We start from the raw sequence: 20,190 nt of genomic DNA on the forward strand, positions 1-20,190 counted from the left end.
ACATAGAAGGGCCCGAACACCGTGGCCTCGGTGCAGCCGCGCGGCTTCTTGTGGTTCTGCGCCGTGACCAGCGTGGACAGGCCCAGCGTGTCGGACAGCAGGATGAACTCCTGCCGGCTGTCGGTGCAGGTATGGCCGATTTCGGTCAGGAACCTGATCCCTTCGGCCCATTCGGCCTCGGTGAGACGCACCTCGCGGGCAAAGGCGTGCAGATGCTGGACCAGGCTGGTCATGATCTCCTTGAGCCGCCCGTCCGGCATATCGGCGTGCCGCGCCAGCACCGCCTGGGTAATGGTTTCTTCGTCTAGATTGCGCATGGTGTCTGTTCTCTGGTTGTCGATCTGTCGATCGTCCGGGCGCCGGGCTGTGAATCTCAGGCCTTGGCCGCATCCTCCCAGCGCGGGCAGCTGCGCTTGCTCGCCGGGACATCGATCGATTGGTAGTTCGTCTTGTCCACCACCGTGGCCGGCAGCACGATGCTCTGGATGACCGGCATGCCGCGCAGCTTGCGAATGGCGGCCATCGTGCCCAGGCAGCCCTGGGCAAATCCATTGTAGTCACCGGTCGCGAGCAAGGTACCCGCCTTGATGGCATCGATCGCCTCCTGGGTGCCGTTGATGCCGGACACCAGTGCCTTGCGGTTGGCGCCCTGCAGCGCCTCGATGGCGCCGATGGCCATGGCGTCGTTGGCGGCGAAGATGCCGTCGATCTGCGGGTACGACTGCATCAGGTTTTCCATCACCTGCAGCGCCTGCAGGCGCTGGTAGTTGGCCGGCTGCGACGCCAGCAGCTTGACGCCGGGGAACGCCTTGAGCGCGTCCTGCATGCCCCTGACGCGGTCGATATTGGTCAGCGAGCCCTTGATGCCCTCGAGCAGGATAACGTTGCCTTTGCCGCCCATGGCCTTGAACAGGTGGGAGGCGGTCTTCAGGCCGAGGTCGTAGTCGCTCGCGCCCACGAAGGAGACGAAGTTGCCGACCTCGCTCTTGTCGGTGACGTTGACCACCGGGATGTTCGCCGCGTTGATCTTCTTCACGCCCGGCCCCATCGCCTTGTAGTCCACCGGAACGAAGACGATGGCGTCGGCCTTCTTGACGATCACGTCTTCGACCTGGCTCATCTGTTCCGGGATGCTGTCCGGCTTGGTCGGGATGTAGTGGGTGACGCGGGCGTTCATGCTCTTGGCCGCCGCGTCCGCGCCCTGGCGCACCACCTGGAAGAACGGATTGGTCTGGTTCTTGGTGAATACCGCGATGCGCTCGCCGTCCGCGTGGGCCGGCGCCGCCAGCATGCCGAGGGCCAGCACGCCTGCCAGTTGTTTCAGGTTACGTAGGTTCATGTTGTCTCCTTGGTTTTTGATGAAGGGCCATGCGCGGCGGCGCCCGCCGCCGCGCCGGCAGGATTGCGGCCTGACTTACGGCCTGACACCCAGCCGCTTGCGCGACAGCGTGTCCAGGAATACCGCCAGCACGACGATCACGCCGGTCACCAGGGGCTGCCAGTTGGCGCTCACGGTCAGCAGGTTCATGCCGTTGAGCACCAGCGTCAGGATGATGGCGCCGACCAGCGTGCCGGATACGCGGCCCACGCCGCCGAACAGCGAGGTGCCGCCGATCAGCACCGCGGCAATGGCGGGCAGCGTCAAGGCCTCGCCGATGTCGCCCTCGGCCGAGTTGAGCCGGGCCAGGAACACCAGGCTGGCGATGCCGGCCATCGCGCCGCTCACCAGATACACCAGCACCAGCCGCCGCTTCACCGGAACGCCCGAAAGCCGGGCTGCCACGGGATTCGCGCCGATGGCGTAGATCTCCTGCCCGTAGACGGTCTTCTGCGACATGGCGGTGCCGGCCACCAGGAACAGCAGCATCAGGTAGACCGGGACCGGCACACCCAGCAAGTAGCCGCTGCCGATGGCGCGGAACGCCGGCGGAAAGCCATGGATGGTCTCGCCCGCCATGAACCAGTAGGTGACGCCGTGCAGCACCCACAACATGCCGTAGGTGGCAATGAAGGGCGGGATGCGCAGCATGGCCACCAGCAGCCCGTTGGCCAGGCCGATCAGCGCGCCGGTGCCAAGCCCCGCGCCCACGCCGAGCGTGGTCGATCCCGTGGCCTTCATCACGGTGGCCGCCACGCAGGCCGACATCGCCACATTGGCGCCCACCGACAGGTCCAGCCCGCCGGTGAGGATCACCAGCGTCACGCCGGATGCCAGCAGGAACAGCAGGCTGGCCTGGCGCAGCACATTGAGGATATTGCTCAGCGTCAGGAATGCGTCGGACGCCACGGCAAGCAGCAGGCACAGCAAACCGAGCGCAAACAGCCGGTAGGCAAACGAGCGGGCATCCGCCGAGAGTGGCGGGAACAGAGTCGCCGTGTTCATGCTTTCCCCTTGAAGGATTCGATCAGCAGCACCACCAGCACCAGCACGCCGATCGCCGCCACCTGCACCGACGACTGCACGCCGACGAGGTTGAGCCCGTTGCGCAGCACGCCCACCGCCAGCACGCCCAGCACCGTGCCGGGCAGCCAGCCGTTGCCGCGGTCGAAGGTGGTGCCGCCCACCGCCACCGCGGCGATGGCATCGAACTCCAGCCCGATGGCCGCCGTGGGATGCCCCGCGTTCATGCGTGCGGTGAGCAGCAGCGCGGCCACGCCGGCCATCAGCCCGCCCAGCACATACACCGCGATGAGACAGACATTGATGCGCACGCCGGAGAACTTGAGCGCCTCGCGGTTGCCGCCCAGCGCGAACACATAGGCGCCGAAGCGGGTGCGGTACAGCAGCCAGTGGAACAGGCCGTAGAACGCCACGGCGATCCAGATGGGAAAGGGAATGCCCAGCAGTTGCCCGGAATAGATCAGCGGGATGGTGTCGCCGATGCCCACCACGCTCTGGCCATCGGTGGCCACCAGCGCCAGGCCCTGCGCGGCGCCGAGCGTGCCGAGCGTCGCCACGAAGGGCGGAATCTCCAGCCACGACACCAGCGCGCCGTTGAGCAGCCCGAACGCCAGCCCGGTCAGGAGCGCCGCGCCCAGCGCGAGCGGCAGCGATCCGGTGGACACCATCACCATGGCCAGCACCACGCCGCACAGCGTCAGCACGGCGCCCATCGACAGGTCCAGGCCTTCGGTCATGATGATCAGCGTCATCGGCAAGGCGATCAGCAGCAGGATGGTGGATTGCGTGCCGATGTTCAGCAGGTTGTCCACGCTCAGGAAGCCCGAGCCCGTGGCGCTGAATACCAGCGAAAGCAGCAGCAGCACCCAGACCGAGCCGGGCAGCTTGCCGAACGGCCGGCCCGGCTGCCGCGGTAGTGCGTTGGTATCAAGCATCGTTCATCCCCAGTTGCAGAATGCGTTCTTCGGTCATCTCGCCATGCGCGACCTCGCCGGCGATACGGCCGCCGCGCATGACGTAGGTGCGGTCGCAGACATTGATGATTTCCGGCAGTTCGGAACTGATCAGCAGCACGCCCGCGCCCTGCCTGACCAGGCTGTCGATCAGCGCAAAGATCTCCGCCTTGGCGCCCACGTCGATGCCGCGCGTGGGCTCGTCGAAGATGAACAGCCTGGCTTGCGCCACCAGCCACTTGCCGATCACGATCTTCTGCTGGTTGCCGCCCGAGAGGAATTGCGCAAGCTGGTCGCCATCGGGCGTGGCGATGCGCAGCCGCGCGATCTCGCGCGCGGCCAGCGCCTCGGCCTTGTCGGCGCGATACCAGCGCGAGGGAAACGCGCGCCGCAGGCCGGCCAGCAGCAGGTTGTCCCGCACCGTGCGGATCAGCGCCAGCCCTTCGGACTTGCGGCTTTCCGGGATCAGCGCGGCGCCCAGTTCGCGGGCGCGGTCCGGCCCCCCGGCGAGCCGCTGGCCGAAAATCCTGATTTCGCCCTGCCGGATCGGGTCGGCGCCAAACACGGCGCGCGCCACTTCGCTGCGCCCCGATCCCACCAGCCCCGCCAGGCCGACGATCTCGCCGGCGCGCACTTGCAGGTTGATCTCCGTGATGCCGCTGTCAGCGCTGACGTTGCGCACATCGAGCGCCACCTCGCCCGGCTGCGCGCCGCGCTCGCGGCTATAGCTCATATCGACCTTGCGGCCCACCATGCGCGCCACCAGCTCGTCCGGCGAGGCGTCGCCGGGCAGGCAGGCGCCCACCTTGCGGCCGTCGCGCAGGATGGTGATGCGGTCGCCGAGTGCGAAGACCTCGGCCATGCGGTGCGAGATGTAGATCATCGAGACGCCATCCGCCTTCAGCCGTGCGATCACCGCGAACAGCTTCTCGGTCTCGCGGTCGGACAGCGCGGCGGTGGGTTCGTCCAGCACCAGGATGCGGGCGTTCTGCGACAGCGCCTTGGCGATCTCCACCATCTGCTGCTGCGCCACGCCCAGTTCATGCACCGGCGTGCGCGTGCTCACCTCCATGCCGAGGATGTCGAGGATGCGGCGCGCTTCGGCGTGCATTGCGGCGGTGTCGACGGAGCCGGGAATGCGGCCTGCGGGCTCGCGGCCGAGGAAGATGTTCTGCGCGATGTCCAGGTAGGGCACCAGCGAGAATTCCTGGAAAATCACCGCAATGCCGAGCCGCATGGTGTCGGCCGGGCTGGCGATCGTCACGGGGTTGCCCTCGTGATAGAACTCGCCGGCATCGGCCACATAGACGCCGCACAGGACTTTCATCAGCGATGACTTGCCGGCGCCGTTCTCGCCCAGCAGCATATGCACTTCGCCGGGATAGATGGTGAACGACACGTCGTCCAGCGCCTTCACGCCCGGAAAGTGCTTGCTGATTCCACGCATCTCGAACAGCGGCGTGATTTCCGTGATGGCGTTCATGATGCGAGCCTGTGGATCGCGCCGGCGCCGATGCCGCGCGTGGCAGGTTGTCGATGCATGGTCTCCTCCTTTTCTGGTTGGTGGTTCTTCAGGCGCTGGTGGCGGATTGATGCGGCCGCCGTCCCTTTCGCCCCGGGACATCCCTTGTTCCCTACCGCCCCGCCGCCAGCCGTTCGCCGGACTCGCGCAGCCTCTCAAGCTTGCCCGCCAGCCCGTCCACCAGCAGCCGCCCGTGGCGCTTGCGCGCCCGGCCCGCCACGAACACGCTGTCGATGTTGGCCAGGCTCGCCTGCATCACGATGGCGCTGACGGGGTCGTGCAGCGGCATCATGTTGAGCTTGCGCGCGTCGATCAGGACCAGGTCGGCCTGCTTGCCCACGGCCAGCGAGCCGATGCGGTCTTCCATGCCGAGCATTCGCGCGCCGGCCAGCGTGATCCAGTCCAGCGCGTCGCGGCAGCTCGCCGCATGGGTGGGGCCGATGTCACCGTGCTGTTGCCGGTAGGCGGCATGGTCCAGCGCACGCTGTACGCCCAGCGCAATCCGCGCGGCAATGAACATCTCGCCGGACAGACCCGATTCCAGGTCCACGCCAAGCGACGGCGCCGCGCCCAGCCGCATCAGCCGGCCGGTGATCGGGAAGCCATGGCCCTGCGTCAGTTCGTTCTCCGGCGTCACGGAGAAACTCATCCCCAGGCCGACGAAACGGGCAAGCTGTTCGTCCGTCAGGTTGTTGCCGTGCACGATATTGATATGCGGCCCGAGCAGCCCCGCCCGCTCCAGCCGCTCCCACCCATCCGGCGTGCGCGCGCTGCCGCCGCCCTGGTGCAGGCTGGCCAGCAGGCCGAACTCGCGCGCCAGGGCAAAGTCGTGCAGCGCCACGTCCAGCGTCGAGTAGTGCGGGCCCAGGATGGCCAGGCCGAGGCTAAGCAAGGACGAGCCTTGCAGCCGCTTTGACAAGCGCTCCACCTCGCTGCGCGGGTGCGGCATTTCCCAGAACGGCATGGCGCCGGGCTTGGGGTCGGGCTTGGGCGAGCCGTGCAGGAAGGCCGCGCGGATGCCGGACTGCGCCAGCGCGTCCAGCGCGGCATCGCTATGCGCCGGGGTGGGATTGTTATGGCACCAGTCCACCAGCGTGGTGGTGCCGCAGTCCAGCTGGTTCCAGGCGCCGGCGAGCGTGGCGATGCCAATGTCTTCCGGTGTGAAGCGCGTGGCCAGCCCCGCGTGCATCTGCCGGAAATACCCGGTCAGCGTCCAGCCGGAAGCCACCCCGCGCAGCGCGGTCTGCCAGGTGTGCATATGCGCGTTGACGAAGCCGGGCGCCGCGATAAAGCCGCGCGCGTCGATCCGTTCCGCGTCACCCGCGTCGATGCGCGGCGCGATCGCGGCGATGCGCTCGCCTTCGATCAGCAGGTCGCCGGTGAACTCGCCAAGGGTGGGCTCCATCGTGACCAGGGTCGCCCCGCTTACCAGGATGCGTGACATGAGCGCTGTCCTCCTTAACGCGAAAGGCAAACAAGACGCGGGGGACAAGCGAAGCGGAATGCGAGCATGGAATGGTCTCCTTGGCGCGGCGGCGCTGCCGGTATCCGGCGCGCCACTCTGGCTTTCTTCGGGTGGGCTGTCGTGCCGTGCGCATTCGCCGCCAGCGGCGGAATCAAGCACCTGACATCCGTTGGAACAAACTCTATACTCCCGGAAAACGGAAAAAAACGACGGATCAGGAAATCTTCTTTCCACCTGGCGAGGGAATCCGGCCAGGACAAGGGAGGAGAAGCCGCACACGGGGAGACGCAAGATGGACCGCTGGACCGAATTCGAACTGTTCGTTCAGATCGCCGAACTGGGCAGCATCACCAAGGCTGCCGAGAGCCTGGACATTTCCAATGCGGCGGCAAGCCGCTACCTCGCTTCGCTTGAGGAGCGCCTCTCGGCGCGGCTGATCGAGCGCAACACGCGGCGGCTGTACCTGACCGACGTGGGGCACGAGTTTTTCCGGCGCTGCAAGGGTGTGCTGGCGGAAATGAAAGAAGCGGAGGCGGCCGTGAACGCCAATGTGCTGGAGCCGGGCGGCACGCTGACCATCACCGCCTCGCTGTCGTTTTCCATGAAACACCTGGCGCCGCTGCTGCCCGACTTCACCGCGCTCTATCCGAAGGTGGACGTCAATATCCTCGCGGCCAACCGCTACTACGACATCATGGACAGCGGCATCGACCTGGCCATCCGCACCCGCGAGTTCGAGCCCGACTCCGGCCTCACGGTGCGCCGGCTGGCGGAGACGCGTCGCATCCTGGCCGCTTCGCCGCGCTACCTGGGCCGCATGGGCACGCCGCGCGAGGTCGAGGACCTGCTGCGCCACCAGATGCTGATCTACTCCTACGCGAACCGGCCGCACGAGATGACCTTCACCCGCAACGGCGAGGAGAAATCAGTCACGGTGCGCAGCAAGCTGGAGTCCAACGACGGCCAGGTGATACGCGCCGCCGCGCTGGAAGGCCTGGGCATCCTGGTGCAGCCCAAGTACATCGTCTATGACGATATCGTTGCCGGCCGGCTGATCCCGGTGCTGGACGACTGGGACCTGCCCCGGCTCACCATCAATATCGCCTTCCAGAGCCGACGCTACCTGGCCGCCAAGGTGCGCTTGTTCATCGATTTCCTGGTGGCGCACTTCGAGCGCATGGACTACGAGCGCAAATGGACATCGTGAGGCCGCCGCGCGCTAGGCACTCACCGCCGGCAGGCCGGCGGTGAGCCGCGCCGACTTGATCACCGCCGCGTAGTCGTCGGCGGCCATGCCCTGCGCCGCCGCGCCCTGCAGCATCTGGCCGAGCAGCGCCGTGAGCGACAACGGCACGCGCAAGCTGGCGCCGGCGTCCAGGATCAGCCCAACGTCCTTGAGCATCTGGTCCACGGTGAACGTCGGCGTGTAGTCGTTCTCCACCAGTTGCGCCGACTTGGCCTTGACGATAGGCGCGGCCACCGCGCTGGCGGTGATCACGGACCACATGTCCTGCCATTTGAGGCCGCCCTTGGCGCCCAGCGCCAGCGCTTCGGCAAGCATGCCGGAGGTCAGGCCGATCATCAGGTTCACCACCAGCTTCATCAGGCGGGCTTCCTCGGCTTCGCCGAGGTAGAACTGCGTCGGCCCCAGGGTTGCCAGCAACGGGCGCGCTATCTCGTACGCCGCCGCCGGACCGGAGACCAGCGCCGTCAGTTGCGCGGCTTCCGCCATCTTGTTGTTGCCCGATACCGTCACGCGCAGGTATTGGATGTTCCGCTGCGCCAACATGGCGGCAACGCGGGCGGACGCTTGCGGCGACACCGTGCTGGTATCGATATACAGCGTGCCCGGCGCGGCCAGTTCAGCCAGCCGGGCACCGACCGCCTCGAAGGCCGCGTCGTGCGGCAGGGAGCTGATTACGACATCCTTGCCGGCGATTGCCTCCGCCAGCGAGCCTGCCACCCCGAGCCCTGCCTGACGGGCAGCTTCCAGCACCGCGGGGGACTGGTCGAAGCCTTCGACCGAGTGGCCGGCCGCGGCCAGGTGGCGTCCCATGGGCAAGCCCATCTTGCCGGTTCCGATGAAGCCGATCTGCATGGTTTGTCTCCAGTTCGTTGTGTGCTTGGCGTGATTGCGCGGCGGTTGCGCGCCGGTTGCGTCTCAGTCCGGGCGCAGGCCTTCAAAGGCAGCCTGCAGCAATTCGCGAATCGGCGCGCTTTCGATGGGGCGCGGATTCCAGTAAGGGTTGGCCAGCGCGATTTCGGCGGCACGGTCCAGGTCCTCTCGTTTCATGCCGATATCGCGCAGCGCGGTGGCCGCGCCGTGGCGGGCAGCCAGGTCATGGAGCCCGCGCGCCGCTGAAATGTGCTCGCTGCCAAGGGCACGCCGGATCCTCGCCATCGCTTCCGGCGCGGCACCGGCGTTATAGGCCATGGCGTGCGGCAGCACGACCGTATGCGTTTCGGCATGCGGCAGGTTGAAGCTGCCGCCCAGCGTATGGCACAGCTTGTGGTGCAGCGCCATGCCGACGCTGCCCAGCACCGAGCCGCAGAGCCACGCGCCATAGAGGCAATCGGCGCGGGCATCGAGATCGGACGGGACCTCGCAGATGCGGGGAATCGCGCTGGCCAGCGCCCGGATTCCCTCCTCGGCCATCAGCGACGTCACCGGGTTGGCATCTTCGGCATACAGGCCTTCCGCCGCATGGGCGATGGCGTTCAGCGCGCTGGTCACGCTCATGGCAACCGGCAGGCCGACGGTAAGTTCGGGATCGTAGATCACGGTGCGGGGCAGGACGCGCGGGTCGCGGCCGGTCTTCTTCAGGCCGGCATCGGTGATGCCGTAGATCGGCGTCATCTCCGAGCCCGCGTAGGTGGTGGGAATCGCCAGGATGGGCAGCCCGGAGGTCAGCGCGATCGCCTTGCCCAGCCCCGTGGTCGAGCCGCCGCCGATGGCGATCGCGCAATCCGCGCCCAACGCCTGCGCGTGCCTGGCAGCCGCGCGCGCGGTCTCGAGAGGCACGTGCATGATGGCGCCGGCGTAGATGCCGGCCGAGAGCGGCCCCAGCAATTCCGCAACGCGCAGCGCCTCCTCCGTCTGGTTCGGCGTGCACAGCACCAGCGCGCGTTGCGCACCCATGCGCTCCACCTCCTGCGCAACCTGGCTCAAGGTGCCCGCGCCGAACAGGACGCGCATGGGCTGGGCCGTATAGACAAACGACTTTGGCATAGGCTTGGTCTTCCTCCGGATCGGTCTGGATCTGCGCCCGCTCCGCGGGTCTTGCCCGCGCCGGGACCTGCAAGCGGGCAGGCGGCGCGCGCGGACTCCGCAGACTCGTTACGCACGTTAGCCTTCCGCGTGGCGGAAAGAAATGCCGGGAAGGGAAAACAGTCTTGACGGGAAAGGAAGAATCGCGGACACACGGCGCAGTTGCCAGGGATTGCGCGGGGACCGCATGGCCAGCGCGTTCGCCAATGCCGAGCGCACCAGAGCGCACCCGAACGCACATGACAGCCCGCGCCGCCGCTGCTCCGTGCCGAACGCGCACCAACTGATCCTGTTCGGCCCGCATCAGGGGCGCTAGCCTGATGGCTACCCACAAGCCCCTCGCCGGCGGCGGCGACATTGCCCGTTTCCCGCACGGCAAACCTGGAAGTGCCCCATGTACTTATATGATGAGATCGACCAGCAACTGGTCGACCAGCGCGTTACGCAATTCGCCGGCCAGACCGAACGTTTCCTCAGCGGCCAGCTCACCGAAGACGAGTTCCGCGTGCTGCGCCTGCAGAATGGCCTCTATATCCAGCGGCATGCGCCCATGCTGCGCGTGGCGATTCCCTACGGCATGCTGGTGTCCCGGCAACTGCGCAAGCTGGCCGAGATCTCGCGCCGCTGGGATCGCGGCTACGGGCACTTCAGCACACGCCAGAACATGCAGTTCAACTGGCCGCGCCTGGAAGACGCGCCCGCCATCCTGGCGGAGCTGGCCACCGTGCAGATGCATGCGATCCAGACCAGCGGCAATTGCATCCGCAACACCACCACCGATCATTTCGCGGGCCTGGCGCCGGACGAGGTCGTGAACCCGCTGGTGTGGTGCGAGATCATCCGCCAGTGGTCCATGCTGCATCCGGAGTTCGCCTTCCTGCCGCGCAAGTTCAAGATCGCCGTGAGCGGCGCCACCACGGACCGGGCCGCGGTCGGCGTGCACGACATCGGCCTGCAGGCGGTGGAGCGCGACGGCGAACTGGGTTTCCGGGTCTGGGTGGGCGGCGGCATGGGCCGCACGCCGATGGTCGGCAAGCTGATCAACGCCTTCGTGCACTGGTCCGATCTGCTGACCTACCTGCAGGCCACGCTGCGCGTCTACAACCTGCACGGGCGGCGCGACAACAAGTACAAGGCGCGCATCAAGATCCTGGTGAAAGACCTGACGCCCGGCGTGTTCGCGCAGCAGGTTGACGAGCAATGGCAGCGCATCCGCGGCGGCCCGGATAYGGTCAGCACGGACTTCGTGAAAGGCGTGGCCAGCCGCTTCACCACGCCGGATTACGATCCCGGCGCGGCGGACGAGCCCGGCCCCGGCCCTGCCCTGACGGCGGCCCAGCCCCGCTTCGCCCGCTGGCTGCGCAGCAATGTGCATGCGCACCGCGTGCCCGGCTACGCCGCCGTGACCGTGTCGCTGAAAGCCACCGGCGCGCCCCCCGGCGACATCACCGCGGACCAGATGGATGCGGTGGCGGATATGGCGGACCGCTACGGCTTTGGCGAGCTGCGCGTCTCGCATGAGCAGAACCTGATCCTGGCCGACGTGCGCCGCAGCCAGCTGTACGCGCTATGGCTGGAGTTGGATGCCTTGCGCCTGGCCACCGCGAATATCGGCATGCTCACCAATATCATCGCCTGCCCGGGCGGGGATTTCTGCTCGCTGGCGAACGCCGTGTCGATTCCACTGGCGGAGGCCATCCAGCGCCGCTTCGACGACCTGGACTACCTGTTCGAAATCGGCGAGCTGGACCTGAACATCTCCGGCTGCATCAACTCCTGCGGGCACCATCACGTCGGCCATATCGGCATCCTCGGCGTCGACAAGGCCGGCGAGGAGTGGTACCAGGTCACCGTCGGCGGGCGCCAGAACGGCGCCGCCGGCCATGCCCTGCTTGACCAGCACAAGGGCGGGGGCGCGGCCATTGGCCGCATCATCGGCCCGTCCTTCGCGCGCGATGAAATCCCCGACGTGGTCGCGCTGCTGATCGACACTTACCTGTCCCTGCGCGACAGCGAGGCGGAGCGGTTTATCGACGTGGTCGAGCGCGTCGGCGTGGATCCCTTCAAGCAGGCGGTCTACCAGGACCCGAGGATCGTCGCGCGGCGGCAGCAGGCGGAGGTGGCCCGTGCCTGAAACCCAATTCCTGCCGCAGTCCGACAAATTGAACAACGTGATCCGCAACGGCCGGCTCGAAGCCGACATCTGGCGCGCCTTCGTGGCGGACGAGAGCGTGGCCGGCTCGACCATGCCGCCCGACGAAGATGGCTGGCTGGTCACGCTTGACACCTGGCGGGCCACCCGCGTCGCCTTGCGCGCGCGCCGCCATCCGGTGGCCGTGTACCTGGCGCCGGATGCGGAACCGGAAGACTTGCTGGACGCGGGCGCCACTGTCATCGATGCGACCGGCATCGCGCACCTGGCGATCGACTTCCCGGTCTATACCGACGGGCGCGGCTATTCGCTGGCCCAGTTGCTGCGCACGCAATACGGCTGGCGTGGCGAGCTGCGCGCGGTGGGCGACGTGATGATCGATACGGTGCACTACATGGCCCGCTGCGGCTTCGATGCGTTCGCCGTCAAGCCGAGCCACGACCCGCAGGCCGCCCTCGCCGCGCTGGGCACGTTCACGGTGCATTACCAGAAGACGTACGCATCCACGTCCACCCTGGCGGCATAGGCGCGGGACGCTATCTTGCCAGCCACCCGCCCAGCAGCGCGTTGACTGGCTCGTGCGCCTCGTACTGGACCCAGTGCCCCGCATCCGGGATGATGCGGCCCTGCCGCTGCACGCTGCCCTGCGTCATGGCCGCCACCGCCGCGGCCGGGTCGGCCGTCACATCGTGCTCGCCCCATGCAAGCAGCACTTCGCCGCCGAAGCGGTCCAGCGCGTCGCGCAGGCCGCCCGCGCGCGAGATGTTCTTGCTGCGAAAGCGTGTATGCCGGCATGACTCGGTGTGCGCGTACAGGGCCATGGCATCGACCCTGGCCGGGTCCGCGATCATGAACGCCTCCAGGTTGTAGCGCATCGCCTGCGCCAGCGCCGCGCCGTCCGCCGCCTTGCGCCAGTCCACCAGCGCGCGCTGCTGCCGGCGAATGCCGCCGTGCCCGGCCGAACCCAGCAGGGCAAGCCGGCGCACCGTGCCAAGCGCGGCGGCCACGTTCGCGGCGACCAGCCCGCCGAACGAGAAGCCGGCGAGGTCGATTTCGTCCGCGCAGCCGGGCAACTGTCGGATCGCCGCCGCGAGCGTGCCGGCCATGACGGACAGATCGCTGACGATGTCATCCGACTCGCCAAAGCCGGGCATGTCCGGCGCCCAGACCGTGCGTTGCGCAGCCAGCGCCTCGATATTGCGCACCCAGTGCAGCCAGCTGCCATGTCCGCCATGCAAGAGGATGACCGGGCGCCCTTCGCCGAAGCGACGCCAGACCACCCGGCAGCCGCCGGCACCGGTCACGATCCGTTCCGCCCGATGCGCCAGGGCGGCCGCCTCCGCCCGAGGCTGTTCCGGGTTGACAGGGGTATTGCTGCTTATCTGGGTCATGGGCATGGGCGCGCGCCGGCTTGCCTCCCGGCGCGGCCGATTGCCTTGGCGAACGTGGAGAAGCCGGCCGCGCGAGAAACGGTTCCGATCCCGGATCATAGCGAATTCCGGATGTACCCTCCCCGGCCAGGCGAAGCGACATCCGGGCAACCGGGCAACCGGGCAGGGCCAGCGTGCGGTCAGGAACGCGCGAGGGCTGCGTCGCCCCGGGCGGCGGGCCGCGCCGGCTTCGGGATATGCCCCTTGACCGCAAGCAGCGCCACCAGCACCGCGGCCATCGCCGCGCCAAGCATGCCGAGATAGGACGACGCGCCGCCTGCGGTGATCACCGCCGCGCCCGCGAACGCGCTCAGGATCGCCCCGAGGCGGCCGAAGGCCAGCGCCGATGCGGTGCCCGTGGCGCGCACCGCGGTGGGGTACACGAAGGCGCACAGCGCGTACATGGTCGACTGGACCGCATTGACGAACATGCCGTGCACGCCCAGGCCAAAGATCAGCAATCCCGTACTGTGGCGCACGTCCACGCCTTGCAGCAGCAGCGCGCTGGCCGCCCCGCCGGCGCAGCAGATCGCCAGCGGCCAGCGCGAGCCGAAGCGGGTGATGGCCACCGCGCAGCACAGCGCGCCGATGACGCCGCCGAGGTTGTAGGCCGTCAGGCCGGAACCCGCGACCGCCACGTTCAGTCCCTCCGAGGCCAGCATGGTCGGCAGCCAGCTAAAGGCGCTGTAGACCGCCAGCAGGCACATGAAGAAGGCGCACCAGATCGCCAGCGTATCGCGCGCCTGCCCAGGCGCGAACAGCGCGCCGAAGCCCTTGCGGCGCTCCGCATCGCGCTCGGCCAGGTCGGTGAAGACGGCGTCCGCCGGCAGCGGCCTGGACATGCGGCCGAGCAGCCGGCGCAGCTCATCCCAGCGGGCGGGACGGCGCACCAGGAAACGCGGCGACTCGGGCAGCACCAGCATCAGCAGCACGCCCAGGCCCAGCGGCAGGGAGCCGCCGATAAAAAACAAGCCGCGCCAGCCATAGGCCGGCAGGACAACGCTGGCGAACAGGCCGGCCAGCATGCCGCCAAGCGGCACGCAGACGATGGTGGCCGTCACCGCCAGCGTGCGGCTGCGCGCCGGGGTGAAYTCGGCCGTCATGGTGGTGGAGCTTGGCAAMGCGCCGCCRATGCCMAGCCCGGCGATCAGGCGCAGCACGGCAATCGTCGTGGTGTCCGGGGCAAAACCGATGGCGCAGGTGGCCGTGCCAAACAGGAAGACGCTGCCGATCACGGCCCACCTGCGGCCAAAGCGGTCCGCGAACAGGCCGGCGCAGGCGCTGCCGATGCCCATGCCCACCAGCCCCGCCGCCACCGCGGGTGCGAAGGCGCTGCGCGTGATGCCCCATTCCTTGATCAGCACGGGAATGGCGAAACCGATCAACTGGCCATCGAAGCCGTCCATCACGATGGACAGCGCCGCCAGCACCACGACGATCTTCTGCATGGTGGTGTAAGGGCCGTCGTCTAGTACGCGTCCCACATCGATCGACGCGCCGGCTTGGGTATGCATGGGTGTCTCCTGTCGATTGGCGTCCTGGCGGGCGCCAGCGCCTTTTGCTCTTGTATCGGGTTTCAAGAGTGGCGTGCCGCCACTCAGTGCAGGACCGGACTGGCATCCAGCCCGTGGCCGCCCGCCCGGGTCTCGATCAGCCGGACGAGTTGCATCAGGGCTTCGGTGCGCGGCACGGGCACCCCGTGCCGCTGCGCCGCGGCCACGACGGCGCCGTTGATCGCATCGATCTCCGTGCGCCGGGCGGCAAGGATGTCCTGCAGCATGGATGGCTTGTGGCCAATGTGGTACTCGATGGCGTGCAGCACGCTGGCACCGACCTTATCCGCATCGACAGCCACGCCATGGCTCCTGGCCACGGCCAGCACCTCGCCCACCACCGCGAAGGCGAGCGCCGGACCATCCGGGATGCTGCCCAGCTGGTCCACCGTGCTGCCGGTGACCGCGCACAGGGGATTCAGCGCGGCATTGAACGCCACCTTTTCCCAGATCGCGGCCCACACGTCGGCATCGGCCTTGCAATGCATGCCGGCGCGATCCAGTGCCGCTACGGTCCCCGCCACGACGGACCGGTCCACGCCATCGGCGCTCATCATCCGGATCACGCCCTCGCCATGCGACTGCACGTGCCCGGGGCCAACCAGGTCGGCCGGCCATGTGGTGATGCCAATCAGCACCCGCTGCACGGGCACGAACCCGCAAATCGTCTCGACGCTGCCCAGGCCATTCTGCAGTGTCAGCACAATCGTCTCCGGCCCCAGCAGGTGACGCACGCCCGCCATCGCGGCGCGCGTGTGCATGGCTTTGGTGAAGACGATCAGCAGGTCGGGAATGGCGCCGGTCTGCTCCGGGCGCACGGCCTGCATGCCGTGCACCCGCCGGTCCGCCTCATCGGTCTGCAGGCGCAGGCCGTGGCGGCGGATCGCGTCGAGATGCGCGGCGTTGATATCGAGCAAGGTAACGTCATGGCCCGCTTCGGCCAGGCGTGCGCCAAACAGCGAGCCCATGGCCCCTGCCCCGAGGATTGCGATCTTGATCATTGGCTTGGCGGCCGCGGCGCGGCGCTGGTTGCATGGATGCGTTCGTGCGAGGCGGCAAGCCCCGCTGCCTGGAGACTAGAACGGGTAGTGGCGCGGCGTCGTCTGCACCGTGACCCAGCGCAGGTCGGTGAACTCGGCGATGCCGGCCTGCCCGCCAAAGTGGCCAAACCCGCTGCCCTTCACGCCGCCGAAGGGCATCTGCGCCTCGTCGTGCACCGTCGGGCCATTGACATGGCAGATGCCGGACTGGATACGCCGGGCCACATTCATGGCCCGCGCCACGTCGCGGCTGAACACGGCCGACGACAGCCCGTACTCGTTATCGTTGGCGCAGGCAATGGCCTCGGCTTCGCCGTTGACGCGCACGATGGCCTTGACCGGGCCGAACGACTCTTCCGCGTAGATCCGCATTCGCGGCGTGACGTGATCGAGCAGCGTCGCCGGCATCAGGGTGTTGTCCGCCTTGCCGCCGCACAGCAGCTTCGCCCCTTTGGCGAGGGCGTCGTCGATCAGGGCATTGCAGCGCTCCACGGTGCTCATGCCCACCACGGAGCCCAGCACGGCCGGTCCCTTGCGCGGATCGCCCAGCGGCAGCGCGCTGGCCTTGGCCGCCAGTTGCGCGACAAAGGCGTCGGCAATCTTGTTGTCGACGATGATGCGCTCGGTCGACATGCAGATCTGGCCGGAATTGGCGAACGCGCCAAAGGCGGCGGCGGCCACGGCGGCACCGATATCGGCATCGTCCAGCACCAGCAGCGGAGCCTTGCCGCCCAGTTCAAGCACCACCGGCTTCAAATGCCTGGCGCAGCTTGCGGCGATGACCTTGCCCACCCGGGTGGAACCGGTGAAGTTCACGCGGCGCACCGCGGGATGGGCGATCATGGCTTCCACCAGTTCGCCCGCATCGGCCGGCGCATTGGTGACGAAGTTCACCACGCCCTTGGGCAAACCCGCTTCCCGCATGGCTTCGATGATCAGCCCGTGCGTCGCGGGACAGATCTCCGACCCCTTCAGCACCACGGTATTGCCGCAGGCCAGCGGCAACGCGATGGCACGCACGGCCAGGATCACCGGCGCGTTCCACGGCGCCATGCCCAGCACCACGCCGGCCGGCTGGCGCACGCCCATGGCCAGGCTGCCCGGCACGTCGGACGGAATGACCTCGCCGTGGATCTGCGTGGTCAGGCAAGCCGCTTCGAGCAAGCCGGCCGCGGCCAGGTGCACGTTGAAGCCGGCCCACATGGCGGATGCGCCGGTCTCGGCGGCCATCGCGGCGGCAAAGGCTTCGCCCCGGGCTTCCAGCGCGTGCGCGGCCTTGGTCAGCAACGCGCGGCGCTCGCCCGGGCCGGTGGCGGCCCAGGCGTCGAAGGCCGCGGCGGCGGCGTCCACCGCCGACAACGCATCGGCTACCGTGGCGGCCGGGGCAACGGTGGCCACCTTGCCGTCCAGCGGATTGCGGCGCGCGAAGGTGGCGCCATTGGCCGCCTGGCGTGGTTGGCCGTCGATCAGCAACGAAATCGTCTGCATCCTTGTCTCCTTTGTTTGTTTTCTTGCGGCTTGCTTTCCTGCGGGTCAGGTTTGTGTTTCAGGCAACCTCGACTTCAACCAGCTTCGGTACCGGCGAGCGCAGCCCGTCGGCCAGCGCGTCGCGCAGCAGCGCAGCGTCCCGCACGCGTACGCCTTCGCAGCCCATGCCTTTCGCCAGCGCCACGAAATCGATCCCCGGCAGGTCCGTGCCCTGCACCGGATCAGTCGGTGCAAAACCAAACTCCGGCGCGAAATCCTGCAGCGCGGCGTAGCGCGCGTTGTTGAGGATCACGAAGGTGATCGGCAGCTTGAGCCGGACCGCGCTCCAGATGGCCTGGATCGAGTACATGCTGGAGCCGTCGCCGATCAGCGCGACGACACGCGCCCCCGGCCGCGCCAGCGCCACGCCAACGGCGGCGGGCATGCCGTAGCCCAGGCCCCCGCTGTCCATGGTGTAGAAGGTGCCGCTCTGCGTGAAGGACAGGTAGCCCTGCATGACGGGACGCGCGCTGGGCGCTTCCTCCACCACGATGTCGGCGGCATCGCGCACCTCGGCCAGGGTCTGGAGCACGTAGGCGGTGGACATCAGCCGCGTAGGTTCGGCACGCGGACGAGGCTGGCGCGGGGCGGGCAACGGGCGCGCCCCGGGCGCGGGACGCGCCAGCAGGTCGAGCACGCCGAGCCGGATATTGCCCACCACCGAGCTGCCCACCGGTGTCCAGGCCGCGATGGCGGGATCGTCGATCAGCTGGTACAGCGTTGCGCCGGCCGGTACATGGGGACCGGCGCCTTCCACATGGTAGGTAAAGGCCGGCGCGCCCAGTACCAGGATCAGGTCGTGCCCGCCCAGCTGGCCGACGATCTTCTCGCGCATGGCAGGCAGGAAGCCGCCGAACAGGCGATGGTCTTCAGGGAAGCCGCAGCGCCCGGACATCGGCGCCACATAGACGCGCGCGTTGTGCGTCTCGGCCAGGCGCACCACCTCGTCCCAGGCGCCGGCACGGTCGACTGCGCCGCCGACGACAAAGGCCGGACACTCACAGGCATCCAGCTGGGCGCCGATGCGCCCGATCGCCACCGGGTCCGGCCGCACCTCGGCGCTGACCGCGCGCGCAGCCACCAGCTCGGCCGGCTGGTCCCAGTCGTCCACCGGGATCGACACCAGCACCGGGCCGCGCGGCTCCTGCATCGCCACGTAATAGGCCCGCGCCATGGCCAGCGGCACATCCGCGGCGCGTGCCGGCTCGATGCTCCATTTGACGTACGGCCTGGCCAGCTCGGTGGCTTGCGTGGACGACAGGAAGGGATCGAACGGCAGGATCGAGCGCGCCTGCTGGCCCGCCGTGACAATCATCGGCGTGCGGTTCTTGAACGCGGTGAAGATGTTGCCCATCGCATTGCCGACGCCCGCCGCCGAATGCAGGTTCACCAGCGACGCGTTCCGGATGGCCTGCGCAAAACCGTCGGCCATGCCCACCACCACCGCCTCCTGCAGGCCGAGCACATAGCGGAAGTCGGCGGGGAAATCCCGGAACATCGGCAGTTCGGTCGAGCCGGGATTGGCGAACACCGAGGTGATGCCGAACTGGCGCARCAGGTCGATCACGGCGTCGCGCACGGTGATGGCCGCGGAACCTGCAACGGAGTTGGTACTACCGGTCATGCCTTCTCCCAATGAAGCGGTTGAGTCGATTGAACGATTCGCAAAGTATCGGCGCCCCACCCTTACTTGAATATTGCCTTTTCCATAAAAAGGCATTACGTTTGCGCATGACTTTCGATCTGCGACAACTGAAGGCCTTCACCACCATCGTCGCCAGCGGCAGCCTGGGCCGCGCGGCCGAAGCGCTGCATGTCACCCAGCCCGCGCTGAGCCGCGCGATCAAGCGCCTGGAAGACGAACTGGGCGCCCCGCTGTTCGAGCGGCACTCCAAAGGCATGCAGCTCACGGCGGTAGGTAGCGCGCTGCTGCCGCATGCCGCCTTGCTGCAGCGCGAGGCCGAGCATGCGCGCGAGGAGATCGATGCCATGCGGGGGCTGGCCAAGGGGACCATCAAGGTGGGCGCGGTGGGCAGCATTGCGAGCCTGGTGCTGCCGCTGGCGGTCGGCCGGGTGACCAAAGCGTGGCCAAACCTGCGGGTGGAGATTACGGAAGGCGTGTGGGACCGCCTGGCGGAGGGCCTGATCCGGCATGAGATCGATCTCGCGCTGAGCATCCGCGCGCCCGATACTGACGAAATCGAGGCCATCGCCGATTGCCGCTGGGAGGACAGCAGCTACGTGGTGGCGGCGCCGGACCATCCGCTGCGGCGCAAGCCGGGACTATGCCTGGCCGACACGCTCGAACAGCAGTGGGCCATCCCGCCCAGGGGCACCGGCCCGTTCGAGCATATGCGGGACGTGTTTGCAGCCCAGGGGCTGGGCCTGCCGAATATCGTGGTGGAAACGCGCTCCGTTACCGCATTGAAGAGCCTGGTTGCACGCTCGGGATTCCTGAGCTGGATGGCCGAGCCGATGGTCGACGCCGAGCGCAAGGCCGGCGTGATCGATATCCTGGACRTTCCGGGCGGGGTCGGCAAGCGCACGCTGACGGCGTTCCGCCGGCGTCAGGGCATCTTGCCAGGCCCAGCGGTCAAGCTGCTGGAAGCGCTGCGCCAGCTGACCGCGGCCTGACCGGCCTGCGCCTGAATCGACCTGGCCATATCGCCGGCCATGATCAGGCCGCTGCCCGCCCGGAGCTGCCGCCAAAGCAGAGCGCCACACAGCTCGCTCATCTCACGCCCCTTCAACTCCCGGCCGAGCCGGGCGCCCCAGTCCCTCCATGTGCGGTCGACGGCGCTAGAGTGCATGCGCTCGCCTAATTTATCTTAGATCTCGAATAATTCTTGACAAGACGCAGGCAACCGCTAGTATTACGC

Annotated in this window: 17 protein-coding genes and 1 pseudogene; 4 read left to right on the top strand and 14 right to left on the bottom strand. The window is 68.0% G+C overall.

The annotated features are described in order from the left end of the window. From AC1DN0_RS29980 to AC1DN0_RS30005, 6 genes are all read right to left on the bottom strand, one after another. Window positions 1-317 (bottom strand): dioxygenase (locus tag AC1DN0_RS29980; protein ID WP_477146221.1); only part of this gene is annotated, 317 nt, incomplete at its 3' end. 56 nt (window positions 318-373) lie between these two features. Beyond that, entirely contained in the window at window positions 374-1,339 is a 966-nt protein-coding gene (locus tag AC1DN0_RS29985; RefSeq protein WP_441633132.1) for a sugar ABC transporter substrate-binding protein, read from the bottom strand. Between the two features lie 75 nt (window positions 1,340-1,414). After that, window positions 1,415-2,383, bottom strand: a complete 969-nt coding sequence (locus AC1DN0_RS29990) for an ABC transporter permease (protein ID WP_477104294.1) — start codon at window positions 2,381-2,383, stop codon at window positions 1,415-1,417. Next, complete coding sequence (locus AC1DN0_RS29995; RefSeq protein ID WP_035870454.1) at window positions 2,380-3,336, bottom strand: ABC transporter permease; 957 nt, start codon at window positions 3,334-3,336, stop codon at window positions 2,380-2,382. Before AC1DN0_RS29995 ends, AC1DN0_RS29990 begins: the two co-directional genes overlap by 4 nt. Then, complete coding sequence (locus AC1DN0_RS30000; protein WP_441633137.1) at window positions 3,329-4,837, bottom strand: sugar ABC transporter ATP-binding protein; 1,509 nt, start codon at window positions 4,835-4,837, stop codon at window positions 3,329-3,331. Before AC1DN0_RS30000 ends, AC1DN0_RS29995 begins: the two co-directional genes overlap by 8 nt. 151 nt (window positions 4,838-4,988) lie before the next feature. Next, window positions 4,989-6,320 (bottom strand): amidohydrolase family protein, encoded by a 1,332-nt coding sequence (locus AC1DN0_RS30005; protein WP_441633139.1) that lies wholly within the window; start codon window positions 6,318-6,320, stop codon window positions 4,989-4,991. Window positions 6,321-6,633: 313 nt separating this feature from the next. On the opposite strand from AC1DN0_RS30005, the gene AC1DN0_RS30010 reads away from it, so the two are divergent. Beyond that, on the top strand, window positions 6,634-7,548 hold the full coding sequence (locus AC1DN0_RS30010; protein WP_045236578.1) for a LysR family transcriptional regulator: 915 nt from the start codon (window positions 6,634-6,636) through the stop codon (window positions 7,546-7,548). Between the two features lie 12 nt (window positions 7,549-7,560). Here AC1DN0_RS30010 and AC1DN0_RS30015 read toward each other — a convergent pair whose 3' ends face one another. From AC1DN0_RS30015 to AC1DN0_RS30025, 3 genes and pseudogenes are all read right to left on the bottom strand, one after another. Then, complete coding sequence (locus tag AC1DN0_RS30015; RefSeq protein ID WP_441633177.1) at window positions 7,561-7,944, bottom strand: NAD-binding protein; 384 nt, start codon at window positions 7,942-7,944, stop codon at window positions 7,561-7,563. Window positions 7,945-7,977: 33 nt separating this feature from the next. Next, window positions 7,978-8,451, bottom strand: a pseudogene (locus AC1DN0_RS30020) (NAD(P)-dependent oxidoreductase); the annotation flags it as partial. A 51-nt stretch (window positions 8,452-8,502) separates the two neighbouring features. Beyond that, window positions 8,503-9,570, bottom strand: a complete 1,068-nt coding sequence (locus AC1DN0_RS30025; protein WP_441633141.1) for a maleylacetate reductase — start codon at window positions 9,568-9,570, stop codon at window positions 8,503-8,505. A gap of 433 nt (window positions 9,571-10,003) precedes the next feature. Between AC1DN0_RS30025 and AC1DN0_RS30030 the strand changes: the two genes are divergently transcribed. After that, window positions 10,004-11,743, top strand: coding sequence for a nitrite/sulfite reductase (locus AC1DN0_RS30030; RefSeq protein ID WP_477146222.1), 1,740 nt, complete (start codon window positions 10,004-10,006; stop codon window positions 11,741-11,743). Then, the gene (locus AC1DN0_RS30035) at window positions 11,736-12,287 is read left to right on the top strand and encodes a DUF934 domain-containing protein (RefSeq protein WP_441633145.1); all 552 of its coding nucleotides are present in this window, start codon (window positions 11,736-11,738) and stop codon (window positions 12,285-12,287) included. Before AC1DN0_RS30030 ends, AC1DN0_RS30035 begins: the two co-directional genes overlap by 8 nt. Before the next feature lie 10 nt (window positions 12,288-12,297). On the opposite strand, the gene AC1DN0_RS30040 is transcribed toward AC1DN0_RS30035, so the two are convergent. The 5 genes from AC1DN0_RS30040 to mdlC form a co-directional block, all read right to left on the bottom strand. After that, the gene (locus AC1DN0_RS30040) at window positions 12,298-13,152 is read right to left on the bottom strand and encodes an alpha/beta fold hydrolase (RefSeq protein WP_477104300.1); all 855 of its coding nucleotides are present in this window, start codon (window positions 13,150-13,152) and stop codon (window positions 12,298-12,300) included. Between the two features lie 179 nt (window positions 13,153-13,331). Beyond that, window positions 13,332-14,705, bottom strand: coding sequence for an MFS transporter (locus tag AC1DN0_RS30045; protein WP_441633149.1), 1,374 nt, complete (start codon window positions 14,703-14,705; stop codon window positions 13,332-13,334). 83 nt (window positions 14,706-14,788) lie between these two features. Further along, on the bottom strand, window positions 14,789-15,742 hold the full coding sequence (locus tag AC1DN0_RS30050) for a ketopantoate reductase family protein (protein WP_441633179.1): 954 nt from the start codon (window positions 15,740-15,742) through the stop codon (window positions 14,789-14,791). Between the two features lie 78 nt (window positions 15,743-15,820). After that, a complete protein-coding gene (locus AC1DN0_RS30055; RefSeq protein ID WP_441633151.1) occupies window positions 15,821-17,272 on the bottom strand; it encodes an aldehyde dehydrogenase in 1,452 nt (483 codons plus the stop codon). Window positions 17,273-17,330: 58 nt separating this feature from the next. Further along, window positions 17,331-18,935, bottom strand: a complete 1,605-nt coding sequence (mdlC, locus tag AC1DN0_RS30060) for a benzoylformate decarboxylase (protein WP_441633153.1) — start codon at window positions 18,933-18,935, stop codon at window positions 17,331-17,333. Window positions 18,936-19,042: 107 nt separating this feature from the next. Here mdlC and AC1DN0_RS30065 point away from each other — a divergent pair, with 107 nt between their 5' ends. Continuing rightward, window positions 19,043-19,945, top strand: coding sequence for a LysR family transcriptional regulator (locus AC1DN0_RS30065; RefSeq protein WP_477146223.1), 903 nt, complete (start codon window positions 19,043-19,045; stop codon window positions 19,943-19,945). Window positions 19,946-20,190: the final 245 nt, after the last annotated feature.

This window comes from Cupriavidus sp. 05N39, assembly GCF_056397325.1.

Coding starts and splice junctions, on each gene's coding strand:
- AC1DN0_RS29985 (WP_441633132.1), bottom strand. CDS start 1,339: ATGAACCTACGTAACCTGAAACAACTGGCAGGCGTGCTGGCCCTCGGC.
- AC1DN0_RS29990 (WP_477104294.1), bottom strand. CDS start 2,383: ATGAACACGGCGACTCTGTTCCCGCCACTCTCGGCGGATGCCCGCTCG.
- AC1DN0_RS29995 (WP_035870454.1), bottom strand. CDS start 3,336: ATGCTTGATACCAACGCACTACCGCGGCAGCCGGGCCGGCCGTTCGGC.
- AC1DN0_RS30000 (WP_441633137.1), bottom strand. CDS start 4,837: ATGAACGCCATCACGGAAATCACGCCGCTGTTCGAGATGCGTGGAATC.
- AC1DN0_RS30005 (WP_441633139.1), bottom strand. CDS start 6,320: ATGTCACGCATCCTGGTAAGCGGGGCGACCCTGGTCACGATGGAGCCC.
- AC1DN0_RS30010 (WP_045236578.1), top strand. CDS start 6,634: ATGGACCGCTGGACCGAATTCGAACTGTTCGTTCAGATCGCCGAACTG.
- AC1DN0_RS30015 (WP_441633177.1), bottom strand. CDS start 7,944: ATGAAGCTGGTGGTGAACCTGATGATCGGCCTGACCTCCGGCATGCTT.
- AC1DN0_RS30025 (WP_441633141.1), bottom strand. CDS start 9,570: ATGCCAAAGTCGTTTGTCTATACGGCCCAGCCCATGCGCGTCCTGTTC.
- AC1DN0_RS30040 (WP_477104300.1), bottom strand. CDS start 13,152: ATGACCCAGATAAGCAGCAATACCCCTGTCAACCCGGAACAGCCTCGG.
- AC1DN0_RS30055 (WP_441633151.1), bottom strand. CDS start 17,272: ATGCAGACGATTTCGTTGCTGATCGACGGCCAACCACGCCAGGCGGCC.